The sequence below is a fragment of the Streptomyces sp. NPDC005496 genome, from assembly GCF_042872045.1.
Lineage (GTDB): Bacteria > Actinomycetota > Actinomycetes > Streptomycetales > Streptomycetaceae > Streptomyces.
Window position 1 is genome coordinate 332,020 of record NZ_JBIAJQ010000002.1, and the last position, 20,865, is coordinate 352,884.

Consider the following 20,865-nt stretch of genomic DNA (forward strand, 5'->3'; position numbering starts at 1 on the left):
CGATAGGGGGTGGTGCACCACCCGATCCCTTCCGTCGACGACTCCGAGAGACCCCGCGTGCTCATACGACTTCTGCGGACCCACCTCAGTCCGTACCGCAAGCCCATCTCCCTGCTGGTGCTGCTGCAGTTCCTGCAGACCAGCGCCACGCTCTACCTCCCCACGCTGAACGCGGACATCATCGACAACGGTGTCGTGAAGGGCGACACGGGCTACATCCTGTCCTTCGGCGCCCTGATGATCGGCATCTCGCTGATCCAGGTCGTCTGCAACATCGGCGCCGTGTACTTCGGCGCCCGGACCGCCTCGGCGCTCGGCCGGGACATCCGGGCGGCCGTCTTCGACCGGGTGCAGTCGTTCTCCGCGCGTGAGGTGGGCCACTTCGGCGCGCCGTCGCTGATCACCCGCACCACCAATGACGTCCAGCAGGTGCAGATGCTCGCCCTGATGGCGTTCACCCTGATGGCGTCGGCACCGATCATGTGTGTGGGCGGCATCGTCCTCGCGCTCGGACTCGACGTGCCGCTGTCCGCGGTGCTCGTCGCGGTGGTGCCCGTGCTCGGCATCTGCGTCACGCTGATCGTGCGCCGGCTGCGGCCGCTGTTCCGGCTCATGCAGGTGCGCCTGGACACCGTGAACCGGGTGCTGCGCGAGCAGATCACCGGCAACCGCGTGATCCGCGCCTTCGTCCGGGACGGCTACGAGAAGGACCGCTTCCGCAAGGCCAACGGCGACCTGACCGAGGTGTCGCTGGGCACCGGGCGGCTGCTGGCCCTGATGTTCCCGATCGTGATGACGGTGGTGAACCTGTCCTCGATCGCCGTGGTGTGGTTCGGCGCGCACCGGATCGACAGCGGCGGGATGCAGATCGGCGACCTGACCGCGTTCCTCGCCTACCTGATGCAGATCGTCATGTCCGTGATGATGGCCACCTTCATGTTCATGATGGTGCCGCGCGCGGAGGTCTGCGCCGAGCGCATCCAGGACGTCCTGGAGACGGAGAGCAGTGTGGTGCCCCCGAAGGCGCCGGTCCTGGAGCTGCGGCGGCACGGGCATCTCGAGATCCGCGGCGCCGGTTTCCGCTACCCGGGCGCCGAGGAGCCGGTGCTGCGGTCCGTGGACATGGTGGCGCGGCCCGGCGAGGTGACCGCCGTGATCGGGTCCACCGGCAGCGGCAAGTCCACGCTGCTCGGGCTCGTGCCCCGGCTGTTCGACGCGACCGACGGGAACGTCCTGGTGGACGGCGCGGACGTACGGACCCTCGACCCGAGGCTGCTCGCCAGGACCGTGGGACTCGTCCCGCAGAAGCCGTACCTGTTCGCGGGCACCGTCGCCTCGAACCTGCGGTACGGCAATCCGGACGCGACCGACGACGAACTGTGGCACGCGCTGGAGGTGGCGCAGGCCAGGGACTTCGTGGAGCGGCTGGAGAACGGTCTGGACTCCCCCGTCGCGCAGGGCGGCACGAACGTCTCCGGCGGGCAGCGGCAGCGGCTCGCGATCGCGCGGACGCTCGTGCAGCGCCCGGAGATCTACCTCTTCGACGACTCCTTCTCCGCCCTCGACTACGCGACGGACGCCGCGCTGCGGGCGGCCCTGGCCCAGGAGACGGCGGAGGCGACCGTGGTGATCGTCGCCCAGCGGGTGTCGACCATCCGGGACGCCGACCGGATCGTGGTGCTCGACGAGGGCCGGGTCGTCGGCACCGGTCGGCACCACGAGCTGATGGCGGACAACGAGACCTACCGGGAGATCGTGCTCTCCCAGCTGACGGAAGCGGAGGCTGCCTGATGGCCGGTCCCATGGGACGGATGATGGCCGGGGGCGGCCCCGATCAGCGCTCGATGGACTTCAAGGGGTCGGGCAGGAGGCTGCTGTCCCACTTCCGGCCCGAGCGCGGCACGATGTACGCGATGCTGGCCGCGGTCGTGATGAGCGTGGGCCTGTCGGTGGTCGGGCCGAAGATCCTGGGCCGGGCCACCGACCTGGTCTTCGCCGGCATCATCGGGCGGGAGCTGCCCGGGGGCACCTCCAAGGCCGAGGTGCTGGAGTCCATGCGCGAGCGCGGTGACGGCGGCATGGCCGACATGCTCTCCGGCACCGACTTCACGCCGGGGCAGGGCATCGACTTCGACGCGGTCGGCAGGGTGCTCGGGCTCGCGCTGGTGGTGTTCGTGCTGGCCGGCCTGCTGATGGCGGTGGCGACTCGTCTGGTGAACCGGGCGGTCAACCGGACCGTGTACCGGCTGCGCGAGGACGTGCAGACGAAGCTGTCGCGGCTGCCGCTGTCGTACTTCGACCAGCGGCAGCGCGGTGAGGTGCTCAGCCGGGCCACCAACGACATCGACAACATCGGGCAGACCCTCCAGCAGTCGATGGGCCAGCTCATCAACTCCCTGCTGACCATCGTCGGCGTGCTGGCGATGATGTTCTGGGTGTCACCGCTGCTGGCGCTGGTCGCGCTGGTCACCGTGCCGCTGTCGTTCGTCGTCGCCACCCGCGTGGGCAAGCGGTCGCAGCCGCACTTCGTGCAGCAGTGGCGCACCACCGGCAAGCTCAACGCGCACATCGAGGAGATGTACACCGGGCACACGCTGGTGAAGGTGTTCGGGCGGCAGGAGGAGTCGGCGGCGCAGTTCGCCGAGCAGAACGAGAAGCTGTACGAGGCCGGGTTCAAGGCGCAGTTCAACAGCGGGATCATGCAGCCACTGATGATGTTCGTGTCGAACCTGAACTACGTGCTGGTGGCGGTCGTCGGCGGGCTGCGGGTCGCCTCGGGGTCCCTGTCGATCGGTGACGTGCAGGCGTTCATCCAGTACTCGCGCCAGTTCTCGATGCCGCTGACGCAGGTCGCTTCGATGGCGAACCTGGTGCAGTCCGGCGTGGCGTCCGCCGAGCGGATCTTCGAGCTCCTCGACGCGGAGGAGCAGGGCGCCGACCCGGTCGCAGCCGAGCGGCCCGCCGAGGTGCGCGGACGCGTCGCGCTGGAGCACGTCTCCTTCCGCTACGAGCCCGACAAGCCGCTCATCGAGGACCTCTCCCTGAAGGTCGAGCCCGGTCACACGGTCGCGATCGTCGGACCGACGGGAGCGGGCAAGACGACGCTGGTGAACCTCCTCATGCGGTTCTACGAGGTCACCGGCGGGCGGATCACGCTCGACGGGGTCGACATCGCGCGGATGACCCGGGACGAACTGCGGGCCGCCATCGGCATGGTGCTCCAGGACACCTGGCTGTTCGGCGGGACGATCGCGGAGAACATCGCGTACGGCGCCACGCGCGAGGTCACCCGGGGCGAGATCGAGGAGGCGGCGCGGGCGGCCCACGCGGACCGGTTCGTCCGGACGCTGCCCGAGGGGTACGACACCGTCATCGACGACGAGGGGTCCGGGGTGAGCGCGGGCGAGAAGCAGCTCATCACGATCGCCCGGGCGTTCCTGTCCGACCCGGTCATCCTCGTCCTCGACGAGGCGACGAGTTCGGTGGACACCCGCACCGAGGTGCTCATCCAGAAGGCGATGGCGAAACTCGCCCACGGGCGGACGTCGTTCGTGATCGCGCACCGGCTCTCCACGATCCGGGACGCGGACACCATCCTGGTGATGGAGAACGGGGCCATCGTGGAGCAGGGCGCGCACACGGAGCTGCTGGAGGCGGGCGGCGCCTACGCGCGGCTGTACCAGGCGCAGTTCGCGCAGGCGGTCGCCGAGGTCGACTGACGGTCCGTCACCCTGCCGCCGATTCCGCCCCCTTCCGCCGCCTTCGCGCGCCGGAGGGGGGCGGAGCCGTCTGTCAGTCCAGGTAGCCGCGGAGCTGGTCCGCGAAGGCGTGGTCCCGCAGCTTGTTGAGGGTCTTGGACTCGATCTGGCGGATGCGCTCGCGCGTCACCCCGAAGATGCGGCCTATCTCCTCCAGCGTGCGCGGACGCCCGTCGGCCAGTCCGTAGCGCAGCTGCACGACCTTGCGCTCGCGCTCCCCGAGCGTGGACAGCACCGCCTCCAGGTGCTCGCGCAGCAGCAGGAACGCGGCGGACTCCACCGGGGACGCCGCGTCGCCGTCCTCGATCAGGTCACCGAGGGCCACGTCGTCCTCCTCGCCCACCGGGGCGTGCAGGGAGACCGGTTCCTGGGCCAGCCGCAGGACTTCGCTGACCCGCTCGCCGGGCAGGTCCAGGTGGGCGGCGACCTCCTCGGGCGTCGGCTCGTAGCCGCGCTCCTGGAGCATGCGCCGCTGCACCCGGACGACCCGGTTGATCAGCTCGACCACGTGGACGGGCACCCGGATCGTGCGGGCCTGGTCGGCCAGCGCCCGTGACATGGCCTGCCGGATCCACCAGGTCGCGTACGTGGAGAACTTGTAGCCGCGGGCGTAGTCGAACTTCTCGACCGCCCGGATCAGGCCCAGGTTGCCCTCCTGGACCAGGTCGAGCATGGTCAGCCCGCGCCCGACGTACCGCTTGGCGACGGAGACCACGAGCCGCAGGTTCGCCTCGATGAGCCGGCGCTTGGCCATCCGGCCCATGACGACCAGCCTGTCGAGGTCGAGGGCGAGCTGGCTGTCCAGGTCGCGGGCGAGCCGCAGCTTCTCCTCGGCGAAGAGGCCGGCCTCCACACGGCGGGCGAGTTCGACCTCCTCGGCCGCGGTGAGCAGGGGGATGCGGCCGATCTCGCGCAGGTACTGGCGGAACAGGTCCGAGGAGGGGCCGCTGGTGTCGGCGGCGCGGCTGCGGGGCGGTACGACGGGCTCGGCCTCCACGGCCTCGGCCTCGGGCACGTCGCTCCCGGGCGCCTCGTCGGCGTCGGCGGCCGGTCCGTCCGCTTCGGGCGGGTTCTCCGGCCGCGCCTCCGGGTGGTGCGTGGCACGGCTCTGCGGGGGGACCGCCGCGACGACGCCGTCTTCCGCGTCCGTGTCCGTGGTGTTGTCGGTCTCGGTGAGGGTCTGGGTCTGCACGGGGGCGACCTCCAGGAATGTCGCTGCTGAGGCATGCGGCAGCGGTACGTCGGGGATGGGGTCGACGGCCTCGCCGCTGTCCATCCCGTAGTCGTTTGGCGGAACCGCGGGGATGGGGGACCCGTCGCGTACGGGTCTGCCGCGCTCCGAGGACTCAGGCACCGCACCCCAGTGTGGAGTACGACACATCACCGCCACGAGGGGCGTGCGGTGACTTTTTGCGTCCGGTCCGTGACCGCATGATTACCCTGACGCACGAGTGCGCAGCCCGAGGGAACCGAAACCCCCGGAAACAGGCGAACCGGGGGCCGTTCACCGGCGCGTGCCGGAGTGCGCCGGAGGCGCCGGGCCCGGCCGGGAGGTCAGAGGGCCGACGCGCCCCGTTCGCGCAGCGCCTGCCCGTACTGCTGGAGCACCCACAGTTCGTTCTGCACGGCGGCCAGCCTCGCCGGGTCGCCCTGGGCGCTCGCGCGGGCCAGCGAACCCTGCACCTGCTGGATGCGCCGGTCCACGGCCCGTCTGCGGACCATGACCAACTGGTCGCCCGCGTAGGCCTCGTCGACGGTCCTGCGCATGATGGCCTCGACGGCGAGTTCCGTGACCATGGCGCGCACCACGTCGTCCGGGGCGGCGTCACGGACCCGGACCAGGTACTCCTGGGGGTCCTGGACGCCGTACTCCGCGCCGCCCGCGTCCATGATCGCCTGGCGGACCGCCGCGTACGGCGCGGCGGTGAACTCGTCGATGCCGTAGGCGTCGAAGGCCGGGGAGACCAACTCGGGCCGCTGGAGGGCCAGTTTGAGCAGCTCGCGCTCGGTGGCGAAGACCGGGTTGCGCAGGTTGAGCGCGGGGCCGCCGGGGGCCGCGCCGCCCGGTCGCTGAGCCGCCCCGTACGCCTGCTGGGGCCGCTGCCGCTCGGGCGCGGGGCCCTTGCCGCCGCGGTCGCGGGCCCAACGGGCCAGCTGCGCCACCCGCTTGACGACGAACTGCGTGTCGAGGATGCCCAGCATGCCCGCGAGCTGCACGGCGACCTCGTGCTGGGCGCCGCTGTTCTTGATGCGGGCGACGACGGGCGCCGCCTCGTCCAGGGCGGCGGCGCGGCCGGCGGGGGTCTCCAGGTCGTAGCGCAGGACGATCTGGCGCAGCGCGAACTCGAAGAGCGGGGTGCGGGGCTCCACCAGGTCGGCGACGGCCTCGTCGCCCTTGGCGAGCCGCAGGTCGCAGGGGTCCATGCCGTCGGGGGCCACCGCGATGTACGTCTCGGCGGCGAACTTCTGGTCGTCCTCGAAGGCGCGCAGGGCGGCCTTCTGGCCCGCCGCGTCGCCGTCGAAGGTGAAGATCACGCGCGCCGAGCCGTTGTCCATGAGGAGCCGGCGGAGGATCTTGATGTGGTCGGTGCCGAAGGCGGTGCCGCAGGTGGCGATGGCGGTGGTGATACCGGCCAGGTGGCAGGCCATGACGTCCGTGTAGCCCTCGACCACTACCGCGCGGCTGGTCTTGGCGATCTCCTTCTTGGCGAGGTCGATGCCGTAGAGGACCTGCGACTTGCGGTAGATCGCGGTGTCGGGCGTGTTGAGGTACTTCGGGCCGTTGTCGGAGTCGTAGAGCTTGCGGGCGCCGAAGCCCACGACCTCGCCCCCGATGTCGCGGATGGGCCACATCAGGCGGCCCCGGAAGCGGTCGATGGGGCCGCGGCGGCCGTCCTGGGAGAGGCCGGAGAGGACCAGCTCCTTGTCCGTGAAGCCCTTGCCGCGCAGGTGGCGGGTGAGGTGGTCCCAGCCCTGGGGGCTGTAGCCGACGCCGAAGTGGGCCGCGGCGGCCTGGTCGAAGCCGCGCTCGGCGAGGAACTTGCGGCCCGCGTCGGCCTCGGGGCTGGTGTCGAGCTGCTCCACGTAGAACTGGGCGGCCGCCTTGTGCGCCTCGACCAGCCGGATGCGCTCCCCCCGCTGGTGGGAGGGGTTGTACCCGCCCTCCTCGTACCGCAGGGTGATGCCCGCCTGGCCGGCCAGGCGCTCGACGGCCTCCGAGAAGGTGAGGTGGTCGACCTTCATCACGAACGTGATGGTGTCGCCGCCCTCCTGGCAGCCGAAGCAGTGGAAGAGCCCTTTGCTCGGGCTGACCTGGAAGGACGGCGACTTCTCGTCGTGGAACGGGCAGAGCCCTTTCAGGTTGCCGCCGCCCGCGTTGCGCAGCTGGAGGTACTCGGACACCACGGCGTCGATCGAGACCGCGTCCCGAACAGCCTTCACGTCCTCGTCGTTGATCCGTCCTGCCACGCGTGAATTCTACGGGGACGGTGTGACAGCCGGGCGCCGCGGCAGGTCACGGTACGAGGGTCTCCAGTGGGACGTGCGGGTCGGCGAGGGCCTCGGTGTCCACGCGGGCCCGGGATCGGATCAGGGACTGGATGGGATCCGTGACGTCCCACACATTCACGTTCATGCCGGCCAGCACCCGTTCGTCCTTGACCCAGAAGGCCACGAACTGCCGCTTGCCCGCGTCGCCGCGGATGACCACCTGGTCGTAGGTCCCCGGCGGCGCCCAGCCGGAGTACTCCAGCCCGACGTCGTACTGGTCGGAGAAGAAGTAGGGCACGCGGTCGTACGTCGTCTCGCGGCCCAGCATCGCGCGCGCGGCGGCCGGTCCGCCGTTGAGGGCGTTCGCCCAGTGCTCCACGCGCAGCCGGGCGTCGAAGAGGGTGTGGTGGAAGGAGGCCACGTCGCCGGCCGCGTAGATGTCCGGGTCGGAGGTGCGCAGCCGCTCGTCGACCGCGATGCCGCCGCCGTGCGCGCGGTCGGCCAGGGTGAGGCCCGCCGTCTCGGCGAGGCCGGTGCGCGGGGCGGCGCCGATCGCGGCGAGCACGTCGTGCGCGGGGTGCTCCTCGCCGTCGTCGGTGCGGGCGGCGAGCACCATGCCGTCCTGCCCGGCGATCTCGGTGAGGCGGGCGCCGAAGTGGAAGCGGACGCCGTGCTCGCGGTGCAGCTCGGCGAAGAGCTGGCCGAGCTCGGGGCCGAGGACGCCGTGCAGCGGGGTCGGCTCGGGTTCCACGACGGTGACCTCGGCGCCGTACTCCCGGGCCGCGGCGGCGACCTCCAGGCCGATCCAGCCGGCGCCCGCGATGACGATGTGACCGTTGTCGCGGCCGAGGGCGGCCAGGACGCCCTTCAGTCGCTCGGCGTGGGCGAGGCGGCGCAGGTGGTGGACGCCCGCCAGGTCGGTCCCGGGGATGTCCAGCCTGCGGGGCTCGGCACCGGTGGCGAGGAGCAGCTTGTCGTAGTGCACGAGGGTGCCGTCGTCGCCGAACCGGACGGTCTTCGCGATCCGGTCGATGGCGTCGACGGTCTGGCCGAGGTGCAGCTCGATGTCGTTCTGCGCGTACCAGCCGGGTTCGTGGACGAAGACGCTGTCGCGCTCCTCCTTGCCGAGCAGGTACCCCTTGGACAGGGGCGGCCGCTCGTAGGGGTGGTCGCGCTCGTCACAGATCAGTATCACCCGGCCGGTGAACCCCTCCGCGCGGAGCGTCTCGGCCGCCTTCGCGCCGGCCAGACCTCCTCCGACGATGACGAATGTCTGATCCGCGTCGACCACTTGATGCCTCCTCGTAAGGATGTCGCCACATGCGAGCGTCCCGCACGCGGCGTGGTGCGGGAAGAGGGAGTGGCCCGATCAGGCCACGCGGGGTCACACCGCGCCGCCTCCGCCGGGGCGCGTGGTGAGCCCGAGGTGCAGGGAACGTGCCGAGGCGTCCGTGAGCGAGGCGATCTGGTCGACCACGACCCGCTTGCGGGCACGGTCGTCGGGAGCCGCGTCGAACTGGGCGCGGAACTGCGGCTCCAGCCCGTCGGGGGCGCGGGCGGTGAGCGCCTCGGCCAGCTCGGCGACGACGATCCGCTGGTCGGCGCGGAGGATCTCCTGCTCGGCGCGCTGCATGACGTACCGGTCGGCGACCGCCTTGAGGACGGCGCACTCCAGGCGGGTCTCCCACGGGACGACCAGTTCCGCCGTGTACCGGGTGAGGCGTCCGGTGCCGTACCGCTCGCGGGTGGCGGCCTCGGCGGCCAGGCAGAAACGGCCGATGAGCTGGCTGGTGGCGTCCTTCAGCCGGGCCTGGGCGACCGCCGAGCCGTCGTAGCCGTGCGGCCACCACTCCTGGTCGAGGAGGCGGTCGAGGGCGGCGGCCAGCTCGGCGGGGTCGGTGCCGGCGGGCACGTACCGTGCGACGGCGACCGCGAAGACCGCGTCCCGTTCCGGTTCGGCGTGCAGGCAGTTGGGGTCGATGTGCCCGGCGTGCAGCCCGTCCTCGACGTCGTGCACCGAGTACGCCACGTCGTCGGACCAGTCCATGACCTGGGCCTCGAAGCAGATACGCGTCCCGGGGGCGCCCTTGCGGACCCAGTCGAAGACCGGCCGGTCGTCCTCGTAGACCCCGAACTTCGGGGACCCGGGGGCGGTGGGGTGGCCGCCGCGCGGCCAGGGGTACTTGGTCGCGGCGTCGAGGGCGGCCCGGGTGAGGTTGAGGCCGACGCTGACCAGTTCGCCGCTCTCCTCGCTGCGGACGAAGCGCTTGGGCTCGATGCGGGTGAGCAGCCGCAGCGACTGCGCGTTGCCCTCGAAGCCGCCGCAGTCCCGCGCGAACTCGTTGAGGGCCTGTTCGCCGTTGTGCCCGAAGGGCGGGTGGCCGAGGTCGTGCGAGAGGCAGGCCGCCTCGACCAGGTCGGGGTCGCAGCCGAGGGCGGCGCCGAGCTCGCGGCCGACCTGGGCGCACTCCAGGGAGTGGGTCAGCCGGGTGCGGGGGCTGGCGTCCCAGGCCCGGGTGCGGGTGCCGGGCGTGACGACCTGGGTCTTGCCGGCGAGCCGGCGCAGCGCCGCGGAGTGCAGCACGCGCGCGCGATCGCGCTGGAAGGCGGTGCGGCCGGGACGCTTGTCGGGCTCGACGGCCCAGCGCTCGACGGCCGCTTCGTCGTACTCGCCGCGCGCGGACCGGTCCTCGCGGACCCGGCGCGGGGTGCTCTCGGTCTCGGACGAGGTCTTCGGTGCGGTGCCTTCCATGCCCCGACCCTAGGCCCTGTCGTCCGGATCACCCCGGTGCGGCCGGGTCCGGCACGCGCGCCCGCCGGGTTCAGGCCGAGGCCAGGGTGCGTGCTGCGGCGGACCCGGGGGCCGCGAGGGCCCGGTCGTAGCGGTGCAGGACGAGACGGGCCATCGCCGGGTGGGCGCCGAGCGGGGCGGCGGCGATCCAGGGGGCGGCCGCGGCGCACTCGGTGGCGAAGCGGCCGGGGGCGGTGAAGTAGGAGGCGACGGCGACCCGGTGGCGGCCCCGGGCGGCGAGGGCGCGCACCGCGGCGGGCACGGTGGGCGCGGCGGCGGAGGCGTAGGCGGGCACGACCGGGACGCCGAGCCGCTCGGCGAGCAGCCGGGCGGTGCGGCGCGTGTCGACGGCCGCGTCGGGGTCGCGGGAGCCGGCCGCGGCGAGGACGACGCCACTGGCGCGGCGGGTCGCCTCGCTCATGCGGGTCCGCCAGCCCGCCTCGACGAGCCGCGCGTACAGCGTCTCGACGAGTAGCGGGTGCGGGCCGAGCGGGGCGGCGACCCGGCAGTCCAGCTCCGGGACGGCCGCCGCGGCCTGGGGGATGTCCTGCTTGACGTGGTAGCCGCGGCTCAGGAGCAGCGGTACGAGGACGGCCTCGCCGGTGTCCAGGGAGGCGAGCGTGTCGGGCAGCAGCGGTTCGTTGAGCTCGATGTGGCCGAGGCGCACGGAAAGGTGGGGGCGCAGCTCACGGACCCTCTCGGCCAGGGTCCGCACGGTGTCGAGGGCGCGCGGGTCGCGGCTGCCGTGGGCCACCATGACGAGCGCGGGCGGCGCCGGGCGGCGCGCGCCGCCGGGCGAGACGAGGCGGAGCTGGCTGCCGAGCTGGCTGGTGATCCGGTTCATGAGTTGCGCCGTACTGTCGAGGTGGGCGCCGCCCGGCGGCCGGCCGCCGGGGCGGTTCTGGGACTCGTCGTGTGCTGGTGTCGACGCCGTCATGGACCGATCCTGGCGGGGGGACGTTGCCACGCCGTTGCGCGGGCGTCACGGGTGTTTTCCGGCGGTTCACCGCGAGGCACCCGGGGGTGTGAGGGCTCGCCGGGCCTCTGTCGGCCGCGGTCCGGGACTCGGGGTGAGCCCTGTCACGGTCCTTTCCTGAACCGTACTCCCGTTCGCCGCGTCTCCCTGTGCCGAGGGCCGACGTCACCTGGGGGACACCGAACATGCGCCTGCCGCGCCCGAGCATCCGCAGACCGTCACCGCGTTCTTGGCTGCCCGCGGTGCGTCTGCGCCGGCCCTCCCTGCCGCGCACCCGCCAGGGGCAGCGGCGGGCCGTGCAGGCCGTCATGCTGCTGTGCGTGCTGGCGCTGTCGCCCGCGACCTGGATGTACGTGACGACGGGTGACCGGCTGCGGACGACCGCGGACGTGCCGCGGACCGAGGTCGCGGTGGTGTTCGGCGCCGGCCTCTGGGGCGGTGAGCCCTCCCCGTACCTCGCGCACCGGCTGGACGCGGCGGCGGAGCTGTACCGGGCGGGGCGGGTGAAGGTCGTGCTCGTCACCGGGGACAACAGCCGGAAGGACTACGACGAGCCCGACGCCATGCGCGCCTATCTGACCGAGCGCGGGGTGCCCGGCCGGCGCATCGTCAGCGACTACGCCGGGTTCGACACCTGGGACTCCTGCGTGCGGGCGAAGAAGATCTTCGGGGTCGACCGGGCCGTGCTGATCAGCCAGGGGTTCCACATCCGGCGGGCGGTCGCCCTGTGCGAGGCGGCCGGGGTGCGGTCCTACGGCGTCGGGGTCGACGCCGTGCACGACGTGACCTGGTACTACGGCGGTACGCGCGAGGTCCTCGCGGCGGGCAAGGCCGCGTGGGACGCCGTGTTCGAACCCGACCCCCGCTTCCTGGGCCCCCGCGAGCCGGGAGTGGACCGGGCCCTGCGCACACCGTCCCGGTGACTCCGCGCGACTCCCCCCACCCGGGGCTCCCCGGCCGAAGCCTCCTCCCCGACCCCCACGGGGCTCCGCCCCGGACCCCGCTCCTCAGACGCCGGAGGGGCTGGAATTTTCCCCCGTGGACTCAGACGACCAACGCCACCGAAGTCACCATGGCGCAGGCGGCAGGGGCCAGGAGTATCGGTCCCATGGGCGCGGGGAATTCCAGCCCGTCCGGCGCGCACGGACAAACGCTCGGCGCCAGAAATTTCAGCCCGTCCGGCGATTGAGGACCAGCGCGCAGCGCGACCCGACAGCACCCGGGCGAAGCCCCAGGCACGGGCAGAGGCCGACCAACCAGCCCGTCCGGCGTGCACGGACAAACGCTCGGCGCCGGAAATTTCAGCCCGTCCGGCGATTGAGGACGAGCGCGGAGCGCGATCGGGGGGCCGGGGGCTCGCCCCCGGGTCGGGACGGCGCCCCTCACGGCGACGTCCACCCCACCGGGAGGTCCCCGTGCCGGGGGCGTAACGGCCAACGCCCCACCGCGTAACACGGCCCCCGCACCCTGGGCGGTATGCAGACCTCCGCGACGCCCACCCACTGCCCGTACTGCGCCCTGCAGTGCGGGATGAACCTGACGCCCACGTCCGACGGGGGCGTCACCGTGACGGAGCGCGCGGACTTCCCGGTGAACCGGGGTGCCCTGTGCGGCAAGGGCCGTACCGCGCCCGCCCTGCTCTCGTCCCGGGTGCGGCTGACCTCCCCGCTGGTCCGCAGGGCGGGCGTCCTGGAGCCCGCCACCTGGGACGAGGCCCTCGACCGGATCGCCGAGGGGCTGTCCCGCACGCGTACGGAGCATGGCCCGGACGCGTGCGGGGTCTTCGGCGGCGGCGGCCTGACGAACGAGAAGGCGTACGCGCTCGGCAAGTTCGCGCGCGTGGTCCTCGGCACCTCGCAGATCGACTACAACGGGCGGTTCTGCATGTCGTCCGCGGCGGCCGGCGGGATCAAGGCGTTCGGCCTGGACCGGGGGCTGCCCTTCCCGCTGGAGGACATCCCGCGGACGGGCTGCGTGATCCTCGTCGGCTCGAACCTCGCCGAGACGATGCCGCCCGCGCTGCGCTACCTCACGGAGCTGAAGGAGAACGGCGGCACGCTGATCGTCATCGACCCGCGCCGCACCCGCACGGCGGAGCAGGCGGACCTGCATCTCGCGCCGCGCCCGGGCACGGACCTGGCGCTGGCCCTCGGGCTGCTGCACCTGGTGGTCGCCGAGGGGCGCACCGACGAGGAGTACATCCGGGAGCGGACGAGCGGCTGGGAGGAGGCGCGGGCCGCGGCGATGGCGCACTGGCCGGAGTACGTGGAACGGATCACGGGGGTGTCCGTTCCCCAGCTCCGGGAGACGGTGCGGATGTTCTGCGAGCCCTCGTCGGCGATGGTGCTCACCGCGCGGGGGCCCGAGCAGCAGTCCAAGGGCACCGACACGGTGGGCGCGTGGATCAACCTGTGCCTGGCGACCGGCCGGGCGGGGCGGCCTCTGTCCGGCTACGGCTGCCTCACGGGCCAGGGCAACGGACAGGGCGGCCGCGAACACGGCCAGAAGGCCGACCAGTTGCCGGGCTACCGCAAGCTGACGGACCCCGCGGCCCGGCGGCACGTGGCCGAGGTGTGGGGCGTGGACCCGGACTCGCTGCCGGGGCCCGGGCGCAGCGCCTACGAGCTGCTCGACGCGATGGGCACCGACATCCGCTCCCTGCTGCTGATGGGCTCGAACCCGGTGGTCTCCGCGCCGCGCGCCGCGCACATCGAGGGGCGCCTGCGATCGCTGGACTTCCTGGCCGTCGCGGACGTCGTCCTGTCCGAGACGGCGGCGCTGGCCGACGTGGTCCTGCCGGTCACCCAGTGGGCGGAGGAGACGGGCACGACGACGAACCTGGAGGGCAGGGTCCTGCTCAGGCGCCGGGCCGTCACCCCGCCCGACGGCATCCGCAGCGACCTCGACGTCCTGCACGAACTGGCCGACCGGCTGGGCGTGGAGAAGGGGTTCCCGACGGACCCGGAGGAGGTCTTCGAGGAGCTGCGCCGGGCGAGCGCGGGCGGACCCGCGGACTACTCGGGGATCACCTACCGGCGGCTGGCCGAGGAGAACGGGGTGTTCTGGCCCTGCCCCGCCCAGGAGGCCGTACAGGACTGCGAGGACGCGGCGTTCGACGCGCTGCCGGACGACCCGCCCGGCGAGGGCGCCGAGGCCGTCGGCGGGGCGCATCCCGGGACCCCGCGGCTCTTCCTCGACCGGTTCGCCACCGAGGACGGGCGGGCGCGTTTCGTGGCCGTGTCGCACCGCGCGGTCGCCGAGGAGCCGGACGCCGAGTACCCGGTGCTGCTCACCACCGGGCGGGTCGTCGCGCAGTACCAGTCGGGCGCCCAGACCCGGCGTGTCGACGAGCTGAACGCCGCCGCACCGGGCCCGTTCGTGGAGATGCACCCGCGGCTCGCCGAGCGGCTCGGGGCGGCGGACGGTGACCCGGTGGCCGTCGTGTCGCGGCGGGGGCGGGCCGTCGCGCCGGCCCGCGTCACCACCTCCATCCGGCCCGACACCGTCTTCATGCCGTTCCACTGGGCGGGCGAGGGCCGCGCCAACACCCTGACCAACCCGGCGCTCGACCCGACGTCGCGCATGCCGGAGTTCAAGGCGTGCGCCGTACGGCTGGAGACGGTCGACCGGGGCTGACGGGCGCCCCGCGGTGTCAGCGGCGGGTGTGCCAGTCGCCGTCCTCGATGAGGGTGCCGTGGGCCCGCAGCCGGGCGGCGACGGCGGGCGCGGCCACGTAGACCCAGGCCCGCACGGGTGCGCCGGCCTCCCGTGACACGTCCCAGGCGACCCGCTCGTACAGGTTGCGGGGGTCGCCGGGCGCGTACGCGTACTCCTCCAGCCGGTCCAGTTCCGCGAGGAGTCCGCCGTACGCCCCGGGCAGCGCGGTGACCAGTTCCCCGCGCACCACGCGACCCGGGTCCCGGACCACGTACGGGTAGCCGGGGCCGTCGTACAGCGCCGCGCCCCGCAGCCGGCCGGACTCCTCGGAACGGGTGCGCCCCCGCAGGAACAGGTCGTGGTTGTGCTCGCCGGGGCGCAGGGTGCCGTAGACGAAGAAGGGCAGCGGCTCCCCCGTCACGCGTCCGTCCCCGTCTCCCGTGCCACCCACCGCAGGTAGTCCGCGCTCCCCCGTACGACGGGCGTCGCGATGATCTCGGGCGTGTCGTAGTCGTGCGCGGCGCGCAGGTGGGCCTCCAGCGCGTCGTACCGGGCGCCGGTCGTCTTGAACAGCACCTGCCACTCCTCGGCCGTCTCCACCTCACCGTTCCAGCGGTAGACGGAGGTGACGGGTCCGGAGATCTGCGCGCAGGCCGCGACCCGGGCCTCCACCGCGCCCCGGGCGAGCGCCTGCGCCTTCCCGGGGGCGTCCGTCGTGGTCAGGACGGTCAGCCAGTCGGCCGTGGCCATGATCGTTCTCCTCGTTCGAGCCCTCGCGCACGCCTTCGCAGAAACGATTCTCGCTCCACACACACCCACACACATCCCCCTGTCGTCGCTATGGACATGACATGTCATGGCCCCTTAAATCTGAGGCACTCCGCGCCACCCCCACGCCCCCGGGCGCCTTCCTGAGGAGACCGATGAGTCGGACGACACGGCACATCCGAGGTTCCCGCCTCGCCGCCGCCGGCATAGCCACCGTCGCCACCGGACTGCTGGCCGCCGCGCTCACCCCCACCGCCGGCGCGGCCGGCCGGCCCGACCGCGACACCGCGATCGCCCAGGCCGCGACGGCCCTCGCGCGGGAGGCCGGACGGCTCGGGCTGACCTCCGCCGAGGACACCCACGTCAGCGACGTCGTCGTCGACGCGGACGGCGCCCGGCACGTGCGCTACGACCGCACCTACCGCGGACTGCCCGTCCTCGGCGGCGACTTCGTGGTCCACCTCGCGAGGAACGGCGCCTACCGCGGCGCCGACCGCGCCACCACCCGCACCGTCTCGCTCCCCGGCGTCACACCGCGGCTCTCCGCCCCGAGGGCCGCCGACCTCGCGCACGCCGCGCTGCGGGCCGCGAACCCGGACGAGACGCTGCGCAAGGTGAAGGCCAGGCCGCGGCTGGTCGTCGACGCCCTGCACGGCGCTCCCCGGCTGGCCTGGCGCACCGACGTCGCCGGCCAGGACTCGCTGGGCAACCCGGTCGCGCGCACGGTGCTGACCGACGCCCGCACGGGCGGGCAGATCGACGCGTGGGACAGCATCGAGACGGCGACCGGCGACGGGCAGTCCCTCTACGGCGGCACCGTCGCGCTGGAGACCACGGCGTCCGGATCGGCGTACCAGCTCAAGGACCCGACCCGAGGGAACACGTACACCGGCGACGCCGCGAACAAGACCGACCTGTGCATCCTCGGCATCTGCTTCAGCCGGGCACCCGCCACGCTCTTCACCGACGCCGACAACCACTGGGGCAACGGCACGACGTCGGACCGCGCGAGTGCCGCCGTCGACGCCCAGTACGGCACGGACACGACCTGGGACTACTACAAGAACGTCCACGGCCGCACCGGCATCGCGGGGGACGGCAAGGGCTCGTACAACCGCGTGCACTACGGCAGCAAGTACAACAACGCCTTCTGGGACGACAGTTGCTTCTGCATGACGTACGGCGACGGTGACGGGACGACCTTCGGTCCGCTCGTCTCCCTCGACGTCGCGGGGCACGAGATGTCGCACGGCGTGACGTCGAAGACGGCGAAGCTGACGTACTCCGGCGAGTCCGGCGGCCTGAACGAAGCCACCTCCGACATCTTCGGCACCCTGGTGGAGTTCTCCGCCGCCAACGGCGCCGACCCCGGCGACTACCTCATCGGCGAGGAGATCGTCCGCCCCGGCTTCGGCAAGCCCGCCCTGCGCTACATGGACCAGCCCTCCAAGGACGGCAAGTCCGCCGACTGCTGGAGCTCCTCGGTCGGCAACCTCGACGTGCACTACTCGTCCGGGGTCGCCAACCACTTCGCCTACCTGCTCGCCGAGGGCAGCGGGGCCAAGGTGATCGGCGGTGTCCAGCACAACGGCACCACGTGCAACGGCGCGTCCCTGGAGGGCATCGGCCGGGACAAGCTCGGAGCCGTCTGGTACCGCGCCCTCACGGTGTACATGACGTCCTCGACGAACTACGCGGGCGCGCGGACGGCGACGCTGAACGCGGCGCGGGACCTGTACGGCGCCGGCAGCGCGGAGTACGCCGCGGTGGCCGCGGCCTGGGGTGCCGTGGCCGTGGGCTGAGTCCCGCACCGGACCGGGTGACGGCCGTCCCCGCCCCCACCGGGAGCGGCCGTCACCCCGGCAGCCGGCGGCCGTGACCGCGCGGCCCCGGCTGCCTCGGTCGCGTCGCTCAACCCTCGTACGGGCGCAGCTCCTTGGCCTCCCGCAGGGCCCTCGCCCACCACACCAGCCGGTCGGACATCAGCCGCGCCGCCGCGGCCGGGGCCGTGGGGTCGCGCGGGTCGCCGTTCTCATCGAACGCCGCGCCCGCCCCGTGGAAGGAGACGGTGTCCCGGACGGTCACGGCGTGCAGTTCGGCGAAGACCTGGCGCAGATGCTCGACCGCCCGCAGCCCTCCGGACACACCGCCGTAGGAGACGAACCCCACGGGCTTGGCGCGCCATTCGGTGTAGTGCCAGTCGATGAGGTTCTTCAGCGGCGCGGGGTAGGAGTGGTTGTACTCGGGGGTGAGGACGACGAAGGCGTCGGCGGCGGCCAGGGCGGGGGTGACCCGGCCGAGGGCGGCCTCCGCCTCCGGGGACGGCGACAGGGTGGTGGGCAGCCGGACCTCGGCCAGGTCGACGACCTCGGCCCGCAGGTCCTCGCGCGCCTCCAGTTGGGACAGCAGCCACCTGGCGACGACCGGGCCGAAGCGGCCCTCCCGGTTGCTGGCGACGATGACGACGACGCGCACCGGGACCTGTGTACGGGCCCGCCCGGACGAGCGGGCCGAGTCGTCGGGTGCTGAGTGGCTGTCGGATACGGCCGGGACGCCGGCGCTGGTCTTCATGCGTCACAGGCTCGTCCCTCAAGTTCGCTTGAGGTCAAGCCGCCGCGCGTCGCACGGATGCGGAACCGTGGCCGGTCGCCGTCCGTCGTGCCCGCATGGGCGACGGCCGGTCGTCGTTCCGCGTACGGGCGCCGGCCTCGGGGGCCCGGCGGTCCGTCGCGCCCGCGGACCGGTCGCAGGCGGCGACGGTCGTGCGGCCGCGGCGGGGGGCCTCGCGGTGGACCGGCGGGGTGCGGGTCACCCGTTCACACCCGCGCCCCGCGCCCGCGGGGTTCTCCTCCGCGGGCTCTCCGCCGTACGCCGGTGACCTGCTGGAATGGCGCCGCGCGGGGCCGGTGCGGGCCGCCCCCGGCACCCGTACGCCGCGTTTCTGACGTGCCATCAGGGAGCGGAGCGGGCCGGGTGGCACTTACCTCGGTAGGGCAGGGGTGCGACCGACGCAGCGGCACATGGGGGTGCCGCGGGCCGCGCCCTCTCGGAGGAGCAACACGATGCGCACAGCCCGTCTGCTGACCGGTACCGCGCTCGCCGTCGCCGCCGCGGGCCTCGCCGCCGCGCCCGCGTACGGCGGGGACACCGGCACCCTCGACGTCTATCCGGCCACCGCCGTCCCCGGCGCCGACGTCTCGGTCGGCACGGCGGCGTGCGGCGCCGACGGCACGGCGACGGGGGACGCCAGCGCGGTGGGCGCGGGCACGTTCGCGCTGGCCCCCGGGGCGCACGGACGGGACACGGCCGGACGGTTCCGGGTGCCGCCCGGTGCCCAGCCGGGGACGTACGAGATCGTCGCGAAGTGCTCCGGCGGCCGGCAGGTGTCCGGCGATCTGGTGGTCACGCTGACCTCCAACGACGAGCGGGTGCACCCGCGAGGAAGTGTCAAGACGGGGGTCGGCGGCGCACTCGGCCCCGACCCCGTGCAGACCGCGGCGGGTGTGGCGGCGCTGGCCGTCGCCGCCGCGGGCGGTACCTGGCTCCTGCATCGCCGCGCGAGAGGCGACGGGTTCTGACGGACACCCTCCGCTGTCCGTCCCCAGGTACCGCCGTCCCCGCCCCCTCCGGGTCCGACGCCCCTCGCGGCCCGGAGGGGGTGGCGGACCCGGGCGGTCCCACCGACGCGGGCTCCGGGGCACAGGGAACGGACGCGGGCCCCCGTGGCACCCCGACAGGAGGCTCACGTGCGCAGACTGAGCAACCTCGCCATATCGGCCGTCACCGTGACGGCCCTGTGCTCCGGCGCGTGGCTGCTGCGCAGCGGCGCCGAGCGGCAGCCGCCCCCGCAGCCCTCGGCCGCGCAGGCCGCCTCACCGGGAGCGACCGAGGGGCAGTCCGCGGCGCCCGCGCTGCCACCCTCCCCGCCCGACCGCATCCGCATCCCCGCCATCGACGTGGACGCCCCGCTGATGGGACTCGGGCTCACCCCGCAGGGCAGCCTGGACGTCCCGCCGGCCGCCAGGAAGAACCTCGCCGGCTGGTACGAGGCGGGCACCACCCCGGGTGACACGGGCACCGCCGTGGTCGCCGGTCACGTCGACAACGCCCGAGGCCCCGCGGTCTTCTACGGCCTCGGGAGCCTGAAGAAGGGCAGCTCCGTCGAGGTGGCCCGCCGGGACGGCTCGGTCGCCCTGTTCACCGTGGACGCGGTCGAGGTGTACGACGCCCGCGCCTTCCCCGACGAGAAGGTGTACGGCGCGGCCCGGCGCCCCGAGCTGCGCGTCATCACCTGCGGCGGCGGCTACTCGAAGGCGACGGGCTACCAGGGGAACGTGGTCGTCTTCGCCCACCTCACCGGGAGCCGCTGAGCGGGCCGCGCGAGGGCTGTGCGCGGGCGGGAGCCGCCGGGCGGGCGATGTGCGGCGGGCGGTGTGCGGCCGGGTCAGGCCAGCCACTGCTGGTAGGCCAGGTTCGCGACCAGAGCGAAGACCACCGTCAGCAGCACCACCCGGACGAAGCCGCTGCCCTTCTTGAGCGCCGTGCGCGCCCCGACCGTGCCGCCGACCAGGTTGAAGACGGCCATCAGCGCGGCGAGCTGCCAGTAGACCGTGCCCTTCCAGGCGAAGGTCGCGAGGGCGCCCGCGTTGGTGCAGCAGTTGACGATCTTGGCGGTGGCGGAGGCGGTCACCAGGTCGAGGTGGAGCAGCGCGGTGAGGGCGAGCACCAGGAACGTGCCGGTGCCGGGACCGATCAGACCGTCGTAGAAGCCGATGCCGAGGCCGGCGAGCCCGATGGCGGCCAGGACGCGGCGCGGCGGCACGGGCTCCGTCGAGGGCGCCGTGCCGAAGGAGGGCCGCAGGATCACGAAGGCCCCGACGCCCAGCAGGACGACCATGACGACGGGCTTCAGCACCTCGGTGCTCATTCCGGCGGCGACGAACGCGCCCCCCGTGGACCCGGCGAGCGCCGCCAGCCCGATGCGCACGGCCGTGCCGACGTCCACCGGTGCCTTGCGGGCGTACGTCACCGCCGCGCCGGTCGTGCCGACGATCGCCACCGCCTTGTTGGTGCCCAGCGCGTACTGGGCGGCCGACCCGGAGTTCGGCAGCCCGAGCAGCAGCGCGGGCAGCAGCAGGAGCCCGCCGCCGCCCACCACGGCGTCGATCCAGCCCGCCGCGAGGGAGGCGAGGCACAGGACGACGACCATGGTCAGCGATATGTCGGGCATGATCGGGACCCTACGGAGCGGATGGATGTGCCGTCCACGGACCTGAGCGTCTTCTGAGGTTGGCACCGCCCGCCCGCCGGACCCGCCGCCGAGGCCCGCGCCGCCCCGCGGGTGACTCACAGCGGCCCGCGGGACCGCCCGCAGAACCCTCACACCCCGCCCGTGCCCGCGCTGAGCGCAGCGTTCCCCGCGGGAA

General features: G+C 73.4%; 16 protein-coding genes. 7 read left to right on the forward strand and 9 right to left on the reverse strand.

What is annotated here, in order from left to right:
- Positions 1-57: 57 nt before the first annotated feature.
- Both ACFYQQ_RS06090 and ACFYQQ_RS06095 read left to right on the forward strand, forming a co-directional pair.
- Entirely contained in the window at positions 58-1,791 is a 1,734-nt protein-coding gene (locus tag ACFYQQ_RS06090) for an ABC transporter ATP-binding protein (RefSeq protein WP_355785444.1), read from the forward strand.
- Complete coding sequence (locus tag ACFYQQ_RS06095; RefSeq protein WP_355785446.1) at positions 1,791-3,719, forward strand: ABC transporter ATP-binding protein; 1,929 nt, start codon at positions 1,791-1,793, stop codon at positions 3,717-3,719. The genes ACFYQQ_RS06090 and ACFYQQ_RS06095 overlap by 1 nt, the downstream gene beginning before the upstream one ends.
- 73 nt (positions 3,720-3,792) lie before the next feature.
- On the opposite strand, the gene ACFYQQ_RS06100 is transcribed toward ACFYQQ_RS06095, so the two are convergent.
- The 5 genes from ACFYQQ_RS06100 to ACFYQQ_RS06120 form a co-directional block, all read right to left on the reverse strand.
- Positions 3,793-5,112, reverse strand: coding sequence for an RNA polymerase sigma factor (locus tag ACFYQQ_RS06100; protein ID WP_356168409.1), 1,320 nt, complete (start codon positions 5,110-5,112; stop codon positions 3,793-3,795).
- A gap of 200 nt (positions 5,113-5,312) precedes the next feature.
- The gene (gene dnaG / locus ACFYQQ_RS06105; RefSeq protein ID WP_355786972.1) at positions 5,313-7,226 is read right to left on the reverse strand and encodes a DNA primase; all 1,914 of its coding nucleotides are present in this window, start codon (positions 7,224-7,226) and stop codon (positions 5,313-5,315) included.
- A 46-nt stretch (positions 7,227-7,272) separates the two neighbouring features.
- Positions 7,273-8,538, reverse strand: a complete 1,266-nt coding sequence (locus ACFYQQ_RS06110; protein WP_355786975.1) for an FAD-dependent oxidoreductase — start codon at positions 8,536-8,538, stop codon at positions 7,273-7,275.
- A gap of 93 nt (positions 8,539-8,631) precedes the next feature.
- Positions 8,632-9,999, reverse strand: coding sequence for a deoxyguanosinetriphosphate triphosphohydrolase (locus ACFYQQ_RS06115; RefSeq protein WP_356168412.1), 1,368 nt, complete (start codon positions 9,997-9,999; stop codon positions 8,632-8,634).
- Between the two features lie 70 nt (positions 10,000-10,069).
- Positions 10,070-10,975: a sirohydrochlorin chelatase gene (locus ACFYQQ_RS06120; protein WP_356168415.1), complete on the reverse strand. Its 906-nt coding sequence runs from the start codon at positions 10,973-10,975 to the stop codon at positions 10,070-10,072.
- 224 nt (positions 10,976-11,199) lie between these two features.
- On the opposite strand from ACFYQQ_RS06120, the gene ACFYQQ_RS06125 reads away from it, so the two are divergent.
- Both ACFYQQ_RS06125 and ACFYQQ_RS06130 read left to right on the forward strand, forming a co-directional pair.
- Positions 11,200-11,937 carry an ElyC/SanA/YdcF family protein gene (locus tag ACFYQQ_RS06125; RefSeq protein ID WP_356168417.1) on the forward strand — a complete coding sequence of 246 codons (738 nt, stop codon included), beginning with the start codon at positions 11,200-11,202 and terminating at the stop codon, positions 11,935-11,937.
- Positions 11,938-12,490: 553 nt separating this feature from the next.
- Complete coding sequence (locus tag ACFYQQ_RS06130) at positions 12,491-14,650, forward strand: molybdopterin oxidoreductase family protein (protein WP_355788137.1); 2,160 nt, start codon at positions 12,491-12,493, stop codon at positions 14,648-14,650.
- Positions 14,651-14,666: 16 nt separating this feature from the next.
- Here the strand turns inward: ACFYQQ_RS06130 and ACFYQQ_RS06135 are convergent, their stop codons facing one another.
- Both ACFYQQ_RS06135 and cutA read right to left on the reverse strand, forming a co-directional pair.
- Positions 14,667-15,092: a gamma-glutamylcyclotransferase family protein gene (locus tag ACFYQQ_RS06135; RefSeq protein WP_355788134.1), complete on the reverse strand. Its 426-nt coding sequence runs from the start codon at positions 15,090-15,092 to the stop codon at positions 14,667-14,669.
- Positions 15,089-15,421 carry a divalent-cation tolerance protein CutA gene (gene cutA / locus ACFYQQ_RS06140; protein ID WP_355788132.1) on the reverse strand — a complete coding sequence of 111 codons (333 nt, stop codon included), beginning with the start codon at positions 15,419-15,421 and terminating at the stop codon, positions 15,089-15,091. Before cutA ends, ACFYQQ_RS06135 begins: the two co-directional genes overlap by 4 nt.
- A gap of 173 nt (positions 15,422-15,594) precedes the next feature.
- Here cutA and ACFYQQ_RS06145 point away from each other — a divergent pair, with 173 nt between their 5' ends.
- Positions 15,595-17,241 carry a M4 family metallopeptidase gene (locus ACFYQQ_RS06145; protein WP_388903686.1) on the forward strand — a complete coding sequence of 549 codons (1,647 nt, stop codon included), beginning with the start codon at positions 15,595-15,597 and terminating at the stop codon, positions 17,239-17,241.
- Between the two features lie 109 nt (positions 17,242-17,350).
- Here ACFYQQ_RS06145 and ACFYQQ_RS06150 read toward each other — a convergent pair whose 3' ends face one another.
- Positions 17,351-18,010 (reverse strand): NADPH-dependent FMN reductase, encoded by a 660-nt coding sequence (locus ACFYQQ_RS06150; protein ID WP_388903688.1) that lies wholly within the window; start codon positions 18,008-18,010, stop codon positions 17,351-17,353.
- Positions 18,011-18,501: 491 nt separating this feature from the next.
- Between ACFYQQ_RS06150 and ACFYQQ_RS06155 the strand changes: the two genes are divergently transcribed.
- Together ACFYQQ_RS06155 and ACFYQQ_RS06160 are read left to right on the forward strand one after the other, a co-directional pair.
- Positions 18,502-19,017 (forward strand): hypothetical protein, encoded by a 516-nt coding sequence (locus ACFYQQ_RS06155; RefSeq protein ID WP_355785751.1) that lies wholly within the window; start codon positions 18,502-18,504, stop codon positions 19,015-19,017.
- 168 nt (positions 19,018-19,185) lie between these two features.
- Complete coding sequence (locus tag ACFYQQ_RS06160) at positions 19,186-19,809, forward strand: class F sortase (protein WP_388903691.1); 624 nt, start codon at positions 19,186-19,188, stop codon at positions 19,807-19,809.
- Positions 19,810-19,883: 74 nt separating this feature from the next.
- Here the strand turns inward: ACFYQQ_RS06160 and ACFYQQ_RS06165 are convergent, their stop codons facing one another.
- A complete protein-coding gene (locus tag ACFYQQ_RS06165; RefSeq protein WP_355782667.1) occupies positions 19,884-20,669 on the reverse strand; it encodes a sulfite exporter TauE/SafE family protein in 786 nt (261 codons plus the stop codon).
- Between the last annotated feature and the right edge of the window lie 196 nt (positions 20,670-20,865).

Bases quoted from the DNA above. Each gene is read 5' to 3' on its own strand.
- ACFYQQ_RS06095 (WP_355785446.1), top strand. From the start codon at position 1,791: ATGGCCGGTCCCATGGGACGGATGATGGCCGGGGGCGGCCCCGATCAG.
- ACFYQQ_RS06145 (WP_388903686.1), top strand. From the start codon at position 15,595: ATGAGTCGGACGACACGGCACATCCGAGGTTCCCGCCTCGCCGCCGCC.
- ACFYQQ_RS06115 (WP_356168412.1), bottom strand. From the start codon at position 9,999: ATGGAAGGCACCGCACCGAAGACCTCGTCCGAGACCGAGAGCACCCCG.
- ACFYQQ_RS06130 (WP_355788137.1), top strand. From the start codon at position 12,491: ATGCAGACCTCCGCGACGCCCACCCACTGCCCGTACTGCGCCCTGCAG.
- ACFYQQ_RS06155 (WP_355785751.1), top strand. From the start codon at position 18,502: ATGCGCACAGCCCGTCTGCTGACCGGTACCGCGCTCGCCGTCGCCGCC.
- ACFYQQ_RS06165 (WP_355782667.1), bottom strand. From the start codon at position 20,669: ATGCCCGACATATCGCTGACCATGGTCGTCGTCCTGTGCCTCGCCTCC.
- cutA (WP_355788132.1), bottom strand. From the start codon at position 15,421: ATGGCCACGGCCGACTGGCTGACCGTCCTGACCACGACGGACGCCCCC.
- ACFYQQ_RS06150 (WP_388903688.1), bottom strand. From the start codon at position 18,010: ATGAAGACCAGCGCCGGCGTCCCGGCCGTATCCGACAGCCACTCAGCA.
- ACFYQQ_RS06120 (WP_356168415.1), bottom strand. From the start codon at position 10,975: ATGACGGCGTCGACACCAGCACACGACGAGTCCCAGAACCGCCCCGGC.
- ACFYQQ_RS06125 (WP_356168417.1), top strand. From the start codon at position 11,200: ATGCGCCTGCCGCGCCCGAGCATCCGCAGACCGTCACCGCGTTCTTGG.